11 protein-coding genes and 1 pseudogene are annotated in these 10025 nt (G+C 41.5%); 3 read left to right on the forward strand and 9 right to left on the reverse strand.

Features of this window, described 5'->3' with window-relative positions:
- Positions 1–83 precede the first annotated feature (83 nt).
- On the forward strand, positions 84–1034 hold the full coding sequence (locus V7D18_RS22885) for a helix-turn-helix transcriptional regulator (protein ID WP_426157825.1): 951 nt from the start codon (positions 84–86) through the stop codon (positions 1032–1034).
- A 92-nt stretch (positions 1035–1126) separates the two neighbouring features.
- Here the strand turns inward: V7D18_RS22885 and V7D18_RS22890 are convergent, their stop codons facing one another.
- The 9 genes from V7D18_RS22890 to V7D18_RS22930 all read right to left on the reverse strand — a co-directional run bounded on the left by V7D18_RS22890 (position 1127) and on the right by V7D18_RS22930 (position 8441).
- On the reverse strand, positions 1127–2140 hold the full coding sequence (locus tag V7D18_RS22890) for a LacI family DNA-binding transcriptional regulator (protein WP_426157827.1): 1014 nt from the start codon (positions 2138–2140) through the stop codon (positions 1127–1129).
- Positions 2141–2237: 97 nt separating this feature from the next.
- Positions 2238–3002: an alpha/beta hydrolase gene (locus V7D18_RS22895; RefSeq protein WP_426157829.1), complete on the reverse strand. Its 765-nt coding sequence runs from the start codon at positions 3000–3002 to the stop codon at positions 2238–2240.
- 21 nt (positions 3003–3023) lie between these two features.
- On the reverse strand, positions 3024–4316 hold the full coding sequence (locus tag V7D18_RS22900; RefSeq protein WP_426157831.1) for a TRAP transporter large permease: 1293 nt from the start codon (positions 4314–4316) through the stop codon (positions 3024–3026).
- Positions 4301–4768: a TRAP transporter small permease gene (locus V7D18_RS22905; RefSeq protein ID WP_426157833.1), complete on the reverse strand. Its 468-nt coding sequence runs from the start codon at positions 4766–4768 to the stop codon at positions 4301–4303. The genes V7D18_RS22900 and V7D18_RS22905 overlap by 16 nt, the downstream gene beginning before the upstream one ends.
- 13 nt (positions 4769–4781) lie before the next feature.
- A complete protein-coding gene (locus V7D18_RS22910; protein WP_426157835.1) occupies positions 4782–5825 on the reverse strand; it encodes a TRAP transporter substrate-binding protein in 1044 nt (347 codons plus the stop codon).
- A 46-nt stretch (positions 5826–5871) separates the two neighbouring features.
- The gene (locus V7D18_RS22915; protein ID WP_426157837.1) at positions 5872–6906 is read right to left on the reverse strand and encodes a substrate-binding domain-containing protein; all 1035 of its coding nucleotides are present in this window, start codon (positions 6904–6906) and stop codon (positions 5872–5874) included.
- A gap of 235 nt (positions 6907–7141) precedes the next feature.
- Positions 7142–7765: an undecaprenyl diphosphate synthase family protein gene (locus V7D18_RS22920; RefSeq protein WP_426157839.1), complete on the reverse strand. Its 624-nt coding sequence runs from the start codon at positions 7763–7765 to the stop codon at positions 7142–7144.
- A 113-nt stretch (positions 7766–7878) separates the two neighbouring features.
- On the reverse strand, positions 7879–8019 hold the full coding sequence (locus V7D18_RS22925) for a cyclic lactone autoinducer peptide (RefSeq protein WP_426157841.1): 141 nt from the start codon (positions 8017–8019) through the stop codon (positions 7879–7881).
- A gap of 101 nt (positions 8020–8120) precedes the next feature.
- A complete protein-coding gene (locus tag V7D18_RS22930) occupies positions 8121–8441 on the reverse strand; it encodes a hypothetical protein (protein WP_426157843.1) in 321 nt (106 codons plus the stop codon).
- 250 nt (positions 8442–8691) lie between these two features.
- On the opposite strand from V7D18_RS22930, the gene V7D18_RS22935 reads away from it, so the two are divergent.
- Together V7D18_RS22935 and V7D18_RS22940 are read left to right on the forward strand one after the other, a co-directional pair.
- Positions 8692–9432 (forward strand): LytR/AlgR family response regulator transcription factor, encoded by a 741-nt coding sequence (locus V7D18_RS22935; protein ID WP_426157844.1) that lies wholly within the window; start codon positions 8692–8694, stop codon positions 9430–9432.
- Between the two features lies 1 nt (position 9433).
- Positions 9434–10025 (forward strand): annotated as a pseudogene (locus V7D18_RS22940) (sensor histidine kinase); the annotation flags it as partial.

The raw sequence follows: 10025 nt of genomic DNA on the forward strand, positions 1-10025 counted from the left end.
ATCCTTTCTTTATGATCTTGAATCCAGTATAATCTATAATGGTGTCAATTAGTGAAACCATTTAATCAAAAAGAGGAAATGCCATGAATAAATCCCAGCGGCTTAATGATATGATGATATACCTCAATAATAAAAAGTCATTTAACCTCAAAAACATCATGGATCGATACTCCATATCCAAAAGTACAGCACTTCGGGATATTCAGTCCTTAGAAGAAATAGGTATGCCAATTTACTCCACATCTGGACGAAATGGCTACTATGGTATTCTTCCCAACCGTCTGCTATCGCCCATTGTCTTTACCATTGATGAGGTTCATGCTTTGTACTTTGCCATGCAGACCCTAAACGCTTATCAATCCACCCCGTTCCACCTGAATGTTAAAAAACTAAAGCAAAAGTTTGAAGGGTGCATATCAGAAGAACGAATACAAAAGCTGCGGAGAATGGAATTGATTTTTAGCTTGGGAAGTTACCAAAATAAAAATGAATGCAGCTGTTTAGAGGACATTTTGAACATGGCCGTTGAGGAAAGAGTGTGCGAAGTAACCTACCAAAAGAAAGAGATTATAAATCAGTATTACGTTCAGTTTTTTGACATAACCTCTGCCTATGGACAATGGTATGCTACCGCCTACAATTTTCAGACAAAAAGACCGCAAGTATTCCGATGCGATAAAATCTATTCTGTAAATTCCTGTGATCAATATTTGCCCAAGCCGCTTTCTGAATTGCTTATTCCAGTGAAAGAGATGTTCAGAGAGAAAGGTGCTGTTGACTTTGAAGTTGGGATTTCTGCAAGAGGTGCGGATATATTCTATAAGGAACATTATCCGTCTATGGAGCTGTTCCATGAAAATGGGAAGAATTATATAAGAGGCTTTTATAACAAAGGGGAAGAAACTTTTATCGCAAATTATTTTATTGCCTACGGTGAAAATATTTTATCGATTCAACCGAATCGCTTGAAGATGCTGGTTTTGGAACAATTGGAAACGATAAAAAGCCACCTGCAAAAGAATTCCCCTGAATGAGACGTCAAAGAAAAAGGGATCGGTCAATTTGATCGATCCCCCCTATTCCACTGCTCAACCTTTCGGTACTCATTTGTCAGATACAGGAAAACCTACATTTTTCTCACGGAAGAACGCTCCACGATAAAGACAGGAAGCTGTTCCAAATTTGCTCCATAATCCTCTTCGTTAATGATATGAAACAGCTTCTCCACCGTAATCCGGCTTTTTTCCGTTACATCCTGATGAACGGTTGTCAGTGCAGGCCTCACCAGACGGCTGCAGACATTATCATCAAATCCCACAATGGAAAGCTCTTGGGGAATTTTCATCCCCCGGTCCTTTAAATCATTTAAAATAAAAGCAGCATAATAATCCGATGCGCAGATAAAGGCGGTAAAGTCCCTTGCCCTCTCATAAGCCTGGGATAAAATAAGGGACAAATCAGCACCGCTTGGTTTCAGCCTGATAAAGTTGTCTTCGTTCCATGGCAGTCCGGCACTGGTCAGTGCATCCCGGTATCCCATAAACCGCTGATAGTCTACTCCCATACAGTTATCCGCCAGAAATGCGATTTGCTGGTGGCCGGACTGTATAAGATAATCTGTAATCTCTCTACCGCCTTTTCTGTCATCGATTCCTACATTTACGTACTCAAAGGGGACATCTTCAAAATAGGCATCGACAAAAACCATGGGCTTTTTCATCTTCTGATTTAACAGTTCCCCATCTTCTTTCTGCATTCCAAGAAGAATGAGACCATCTACATTCCAGCTGGAAACCGAACTGATAATCTCTCCTATATCGCTGGAAACATAAAGCATGGTAAAATATCCCTTAGCACGTACAAACCGTTCCACTGCCCCGATCAGTTCCCCTGCAAAGGGATCTTTTACAAAGTTATCGTACTTATTTTCACTGGCTTTCATTGCCAGTCCGATAATTCCGGACCGGTTTCTGGCCAGATTCCTGGCATTCCTGTTTGGAACATAGTCATACTCTTCAATCAGCTTTTTCACCTTTTCCACCATAACAGGCGATACTTCCCCCTGCTTTCCATGTATGACATTGGAAACGGTGGTCGTGCTGGTACCAAGTAATTCCGCCATTTTCTTAATTGTAATCATACCATGCTCCTTCCTCTGCTTGCAAACCCGCTTAATTTCTCTTATACATTCTATTACGGCTTATTCATTTATGCAAGCAGGAAGGAGAAGAGATGGCTCAGCAGTTTCTGATCCAGTCTGTGCACAGATCCAGCCATATGGCAACATGGTTATCAGCAAACCTGCACTTTGATGGTTCTTCCACTTCTTTTGTGGCCAGAGAGAGACCATGGACCCCGTATGGGAAAAGATGCAGCTCCAGAGGTACATGACACTGCAGCAATGCCTCCGCGAAAAGCACAGAATTCTGTACAGGAACATCGGTATCTGTGACAGTATGCCAGATAAATGCCGGCGGTACCTTGCTGCTTACATGCTCTTCCAAAGAAAACCAGTTCCAGACGCACTCATCATCCGAAAGCATCCGAATGCTTTCCCTATGAGCATATTCCCCCGCTGTTATAACCGGATAGCACAAAATTAATCCATCCGGCTTATGCTCCTGCCAGTTTCCTGCCGGAAAAAGTTCCCGGCTATCCCAATACACTCCAAGTTCAGCTGCTACATGTCCCCCTGCTGAAAAACCGCAGACAAAAATTTTTTGTTTATCTACGCTGATACCTACGGCATTCCTTATACAGCTCACAGCCCAGGCCAAATCATACATTGGCTGAAATCCTAAATTTTCTATATTAACATGGTAATTTAAAATTGCTGCATGGAAACCCTGGCGGTTAAACGCTGCGGCAACCGGTTCTTTCTCCCTGCCGGACAGCCACCTGTACCCACCTCCCGGGCATATAATAACTATGGGAAGGGACTGATCACTCTCAATGAGGAAAAGTTCCAGTTCTGCACCTGCTTCTGATACCAATTTTTCCATTTTATTTATCACTCCATTTTATTATTTAACCAAAGCAGGCAGGGTCAGGCTGATCTCCGGTATATATGTTACCAGCATGAGCACAGCTGCTAATACCGCATACAGCGGAAGCATTGTTTTTGCCAGGCGTTCAAACCTGATTTCCGAAATTGCCGATCCGATAAACAGGGTTCCGCCAACCGGTGGTGTCAGCAAACCAATCCCCAGATTCACAATCAGCAATGCTCCGAAATGAACCGGGCTCATTCCAATAGATGTGACGATAGGAAGCAGAATTGGTGTCGCTATCAGTATAATTGAAGACATATCCATCAGCATACCCAGAAGAACAAGAATTACATTAATAATAAAAAGTACCGCATACGGATTTGTGGATATGTTGAAGATCCCGCCTGTAATGAGCTGTGGAACTTTTAAATAGGCTAAAAGCCAGCCAAATGCAGATGAGGTCGCAACCAGCATTAAAATCATAGCCAGTGTCCGTGTTGCTCTTAAAACCATTTTGGGCAATTCGGTAATGGGTACCTCTCTGTATAATGCAAATGTAACAAAAATGGACCATATAACCGCAACTGCTGCCGATTCTGTCGCCGTTATAATACCGGTACACACACCTACCACCACAATTATAATCGTAATCAGTCCCCAGAATGCTCTTGCAGATGCAACTGCCACCTTCTTTACGGAAAATGCGGCTTCAGTAGGGTAATTTTCTTTTTTCGCTTTTATATAACTATATGCCATAAGTATGAATCCGATCAGTAATCCTGGAATGATTCCTGCCATAAAAAGAGAACCTACGGAAACGCCGCCTGCCACCATTGCAAATATTACCATATTATGACTTGGCGGAATCAGCAGCCCGGTGATGGAGCTTGACATAGTAATATCAGTTGCAAATTCCTTGTTATACCCCTTTTTCTCCATCATGGGAATCATGACGGGTCCCAAAGTTGCCGTACAGGCTGTTGAGGAACCGGATACACAGCCAAACAGCATGGAGGCAACCACGGTTACCATAGCCAGTCCCCCTTTCATCCACCCTACCAGGCTGGATGCCAGATCAACCAGACGCCGGGCAATTCCACCCGTACTCATAATCTCACCCATGAGAATAAAAAACGGAACCGCCATAAGAGAATATCCATTGACACCCTTAACCATATTCTGGGCAATTATATCAGCAGGAATATCGAGATACCAGCAGGTGGCAAAGCAGGACATTCCAACAGAAAAAGCTATGGGAATCCTCAGAATCATCAGACCAAAAAATACGGTTAATAAAATGACAATTGCAATTACCTGTGTTGACATAACAGTTCCCTCCCTCTATCCAGAATTTCAACAATAAAACATATTCCTGCTACAGGAACCGCAGCATACAAAACAGTGGACGGAAGTCCCAGTCCTGTTATTATATTCCTGCTTGCAATATTCAGAAGCGAAGTTCCATAAGCAAACATGGAAACTCCAAGTACTGCCGTAACCCCAAGGCCAAGCCATTCAAGATACCATAAAACTTTTTTACTGACCAGACTGTCCAGCAGTGTCATCTTTAAATGAACATCCTCTGAAATTGCATAGGCTCCGCCCAGAAAAACGAACCACACGCCAAACAGAAGAGCCAGTGTTTCTCCCCATGCAGGTGTATACCGGAACACATATCTGGAGCCTGCGACACCCGCAACAATCACCACCTCCAGCAGGAGCAGCAACATACAGATATTGCACAGGATCCGATTAAATATTTTAAATGCTTTTTCCATTCCTGATTCCTCCTTATTGCATCGCCTTGATCTCATCAATCAAATCCGTATACTCTTTTCCATATTTTTCATATACCGGCTGGACCATCTCCTGCCATTTTGTAATATCCCGGGGCTGGATAACGGGAGTATTGGCTTCCTCCAGCTTTTTCATGATTTCATCGTCCTCCTGCTGTGCCACCTCTTTATTATATTGAGAGGCTTCCAATGCGGCATCCATGATCAGCTGCCTGTCCTCTTCGCTTAATTTCTCAAAAGTCCTTTTGCTCATGACCATAACACTAAGCCCGTAGGTATGACCATCCATCACCATATATGGAGACACTTCATTAAAGGAATTGGAATAGTAACCGGAAAGAGGCTGATCCGCTCCATCCACCACTCCGGTCTGAAGGGAAGTAAACAGCTCACTGTACGAAATAGGGGTTGGATTGGCACCAAAGCACCGGATTGTATCCATCAAAATCGAAGATTCTGCAATTCTTATTTTCATTCCCTTTAAATCTTCCGGTTCCACGGCAGCCTTCTTCGTAGTAAAGAAATTCCTGGCTCCCTCTTCCAAATAGCTAAGTCCAACCATCCCATCCACATTGTCATCAATATCCTTGAGAAGGTCTGAGCCGATCTGGCTGTTTACCACCTTCCACAGATGCTCTCTGCCTGTAAACAAATAGGGAAGAGAAAAGAGATTGAATTTCTCTGCTCCGAAATCCCCGGCTGTATAGGTGGACACCCGGAAGAAATCCAGCGCTCCCATCTGCAAAGTCTGTAACTGTGTTCTTTCATCTCCCAGCTGTCCGGCGGGATAAACCTCCACATAAATACGCCCTTCCGATTTTTCATTGACAATATCCGCAAAGCGGTACCATACCCTGGACATGATATGGGTGGCCGGATTTGTCTCGCCGGCCCTGAGTATAATTTCGGCTTTTGCCGCTTTTTTGCTGTCACCCGTATCCGGCATTTCTGTTGGCTTATGAAAGCTTCCGCATCCTGTCATAAGGATAGAAACTGCGGATATGAAAGACAGAACTGTTAATAATTTTCTATTTTTCATGACATTCCTCCTATGGTTAAACGTTTACTTTAAGCACGTGACAGAATTAAATATAATCCTGCACATTATGTTTCATTAAAATTCCTAAATCTATTTCGTTCTTTGTATACGGACTTTTTAAAATTCTGTGATATACTGCCGCTACAGCTTCACTGACTTGTTTTGCCGGATTTTTCCAGATACAGGCATCTAATATCCCTTCTTCAAAATACGGAATCAACTCCTTAAATGCGTCGCTTCCTATTAGTTTGCCTTCTCTGTTCCATCCAAGCTTTTTCGCTGTCCTGCACATGAAATAAGTTCCAGTGGAGCTGTTGCTGTAGACTCCCGCAGCATCAGGATTCTCCAGAAGAAAAGCATGGACCCTTTCCTCCTGGTCGGGATAATCCATCTGATAAAGAATTTTGAGGCTGATGTTGGAATACTGCTCCATCTCCTCCCTGAACCCCCGTATATTTTCCTGATGTACCTCAGCGTAACGGCTTCCTCCCAATACCAGAACCTTTCCGCTGTCACCTGCGCTCCCAAAAAGCAGAAGACCTGCTGCCAGTTTACCTATTCTGAAATTGTCAGCAGATATAAAATCACTTCGTAAAGAATCAGGGGCGTCAGAATTAACCGTAACAACAGGAATTTTCTTATTGATCAGAATATTAATCTCATCATTCAAATCCGTTCGGTCGAGACAGTTAATAATAACTCCATGCACATCATCTCTAAAAGCCAGCTCCTTAAGAATTTCTTTCTGGCTCCTGCTGGTTATATCTGACGGAAATCTTAAAAACGTAACCTTATAATTCAGATACTCTTTCTCTACCTCAACGACCGCTTTCCACATCCGTTCAAAAAAGAAGCTGTTCGGAGTGTCCAACCCCTGTAAAACTACCGCAATACAAATTTCCGGTCTTTTGAGCACGGAAGCTGCAATATTCGCTGAATATTCCAGTTCTTCCGCCAATTTTAAAATCTCCCTTCTTTTTTCCTCACTGACCCCGGGCTTGTTGTTCAGTGCCTTATGGACCGTCACATAAGACACTCCCGCTCTCTCTGCCAAATCAACAAGTGTCGCTTTTCTTTTCATAATTCCTCCTAGTAAACGTTTACTTGGGAAGATAATAACATAATAGATTTCTAACCACAATATGCATTATGTTAAGTAAATGAAGAGTAAAATTGTGCATTTTTACGTCTGTGTACGGCGAAACCGGCCAGAAGAATAATAACCGCAACATTATGGCACATATAATATCAGACAATTTTTCCTTTAACCACAAAAAGGCAGCCTGCACGGCTGCCTTAAAATGTATTCTCTTTTTTTACCCCCCCAGGGTCACATCCTGTCTGGAGTACCACTCCAGTGCTTTGTAAACATGATCCGTTTTAAAATCCGGCCAGTAATCATCGACTACGTACATATCCGAATAAACGGACTGAACCGGAAGAAAGCCGGAAAGTCTTCTCCTTCCTCCCCACCGGATTATCAAATCCATTCTTGATACATCGGAGGTTTTAAGCTCTGGGCCTATGGTCCCCTCTGACAGTCCCAAGTCCCATTCCCAGCTGTAATTAATCAGGAAGTTGATTTTCATTCCCCCGGTACCGAAACACACCCTTTTGGTGTATGGTTTCAACTCGTCCGGAAACATGGCCGAAGAAGTCTTACCAAGAACCAGAAGCTGTGCATTCTCTTTAGACAGCACCTCCACAGCCTTCACGCAGGCCTTGGAAAATGCTTCCCGCTGTACCGCAGGACGTTTGGTATTATCTGCGGTAAAGCCATAAAAGGTCATTTCTTCCACTCCCAGATCCCTGCAGAGCCGGTAAAGGGTCATACCAGGCGAGATGCCCTTATCATACCCTTCTTCTTTTTTTATGCCGTTGTCCACAGCCCAGCGTCTGTTTCCGTCAGGAATGATTCCGATGTGTTTTGGAATTCTCATTATCTGCCCTCCATGATTGGTTCCCTTTGAGGAAGTCCTGTTAAAATTATAGCCAACTTTTTCAAAGGATATCATGCCCCGCAGAAAATTTTGTAATTTAAAAATTCTGATGCTTATTTCTTAAATTTCTTAAGCTCTGCCGGCATCTTCGGCTGGTGATAGATATACATGCATCTGCTCTGAGATGCCAGCTCCACTGATTTTCTGGCTACCTGTTCCATGAACTTAGCTGCAATATTACTTTTACGTTCCATTCTTTCTACCTCCATTATTATAAAGACATTAAGATAATGCAATTATACAAATTCAGCAGCTTAATAATGACAAGTTGTAAAAATAACGACTCTGCTCGTAATTATTCCCGATTTTGATACTGATGAATCCTCTCTCTGTCATTCTTAACAAAAAGCATGAACAGCACCAGGACCAGACACAACAGTATATTAATAAGATTAAGCAGGGATATAAAGCTTTCCCCCAGAAATGCAGCTCTCCTTTCAAACTGCATTTCACTCCACTCAATGCAATTGGAAATGACAACAGCCGCTATCATATTTATTACATAAATTTTTTTGTTGGATTTCCGATCATCATTTTTTTCCAGGATGAGATGAATTAAATTTGCAATTAAAAACAGGGTGCAGAGAGAAATAATCAAAAGCAGATAGGGTTTCAATTTTGTTACCTCCATAAATGTGATATAATATTTTTAGTGCAATAAGAAAATATTATATTTCCATTGAAAAAATTACATCATGTTGAAATTTCGAGCCTGCAAGTAATTTTTAATATGATCAATTAGACAAAATGCGACAAAAGCTCCTATTTCTCCCTTTTAATTAATGGGAGGTAACATACGATATACATATATACATGTTTCATTTTTGAATAAATAAAGTACACAGTTTTAATGGGGAAGGGTAAGTATGTTAAGAATAGCAATTTGTGATGATGATGTTCTTTTTACAGGAATGTTAGAGAAATTAATAAAGAAAGAAGCTTTGGCAAACGGTATAGAAATTGAAGTCGACGTATTTTTTGACGGTTCCATGCTGACGAAATACGTAAATCTTGGTAACTTATTTGACCTGATCTTTCTTGATATAGAAATGTCACAGGAAAACGGAATTGATGCCGCCCGGCGCATCAGGCAAAAAGATAAGACTGCATTGTTAATTTATATTTCCGGATACGAACAGTATTTAAAAGAATTATTTGAGGTGGAGCCGTTCCGTTTTCTTTCCAAGCCGCTGGATACAGCGAAATTCTCCCGGTATTTTAAAGAAGCGTATGAACGGATTAATGAAAATAACGTCTATTTTCAATTTAATTTTAATAAGGAGATTAAAAAAGTAGCGTTAAAGGATGTGGTCTATTTTGAGAGCCGCAACCGGATTGTATATATTTATTTAAAGGATGGCAGAGAGGAGTTTTTTTACGGAAAGCTCAACGATGTGGAGAAAGAGTTAACCGGAAACAAACAGCGGTACCTGCGGATACACCAGTCTTATCTTGTAAATTATGATTATGTCAGCACCATGAACTTTTCCAGTCTTGTTATTGAAAACGGAGGAAAATCAACCACACTGCAGATCAGCGAAGACAGGCAAAAGAAAATACGCAAGCAATTATGTGATCTGGCCAGCAAGAAAGCGGGGGTAAAATAGTATGAAAGTTCTTTCGTCAGCTGTTGTAAGTCCGTTTCTCTCACTTTTTTATATTTTAGTCATACGTAAGTGCATCAATGCTTTTTTCGTTCCCTCCTGGAAAAAAACTACAACATACATAATCTGGGTGGCCTATTATTTCTTTCAGCTGTTTCTGGGCATTGAAAACGGAATCTCACCAGCACTGACACTTTTATTCAACATGGTGTTTGTCTTTCTTGCAACCAGTATTTCTTATTCGGAAAGCTGGAAAAAATGTGCCTTGTTCTCTTTTTTGATCTGTACGATCTGGATGCTGGTGGAAATTATCATACATATGATCTTAAATATGCTGAATTTAGATGATAAAGCCGGTCTTTCTGGAGCCATTATATCAAAAATCGTAATGCTTGTTTTTGCAATTATTACCGGACACTGTCTCCAGCATAAAAGCACTGGTGATATTTCCTTCCGGTACATGGCGATTTTGCTTATGGTACCTGCAGGAAGTATTTATATTATGCATAACATTTTTCTGATCAGCAGCACTGCTGAGAATGAGCTTCTTTTTTCCTTTATATCAGGAATTTTACTTTTGCTTATTAATTATATTA

Origin of the sequence: Lacrimispora sp. 38-1, from assembly GCF_049890855.1 — a bacterium.
Lineage (GTDB): Bacteria > Bacillota > Clostridia > Lachnospirales > Lachnospiraceae > Lacrimispora.

Coding starts and splice junctions, on each gene's coding strand:
- V7D18_RS22935 (WP_426157844.1), top strand. CDS start 8,692: ATGTTAAGAATAGCAATTTGTGATGATGATGTTCTTTTTACAGGAATG.
- V7D18_RS22915 (WP_426157837.1), bottom strand. CDS start 6,906: ATGAAAAGAAAAGCGACACTTGTTGATTTGGCAGAGAGAGCGGGAGTG.
- V7D18_RS22910 (WP_426157835.1), bottom strand. CDS start 5,825: ATGAAAAATAGAAAATTATTAACAGTTCTGTCTTTCATATCCGCAGTT.
- V7D18_RS22920 (WP_426157839.1), bottom strand. CDS start 7,765: ATGAGAATTCCAAAACACATCGGAATCATTCCTGACGGAAACAGACGC.
- V7D18_RS22905 (WP_426157833.1), bottom strand. CDS start 4,768: ATGGAAAAAGCATTTAAAATATTTAATCGGATCCTGTGCAATATCTGT.
- V7D18_RS22890 (WP_426157827.1), bottom strand. CDS start 2,140: ATGATTACAATTAAGAAAATGGCGGAATTACTTGGTACCAGCACGACC.
- V7D18_RS22925 (WP_426157841.1), bottom strand. CDS start 8,019: ATGGAACGTAAAAGTAATATTGCAGCTAAGTTCATGGAACAGGTAGCC.
- V7D18_RS22895 (WP_426157829.1), bottom strand. CDS start 3,002: ATGGAAAAATTGGTATCAGAAGCAGGTGCAGAACTGGAACTTTTCCTC.
- V7D18_RS22900 (WP_426157831.1), bottom strand. CDS start 4,316: ATGTCAACACAGGTAATTGCAATTGTCATTTTATTAACCGTATTTTTT.
- V7D18_RS22885 (WP_426157825.1), top strand. CDS start 84: ATGAATAAATCCCAGCGGCTTAATGATATGATGATATACCTCAATAAT.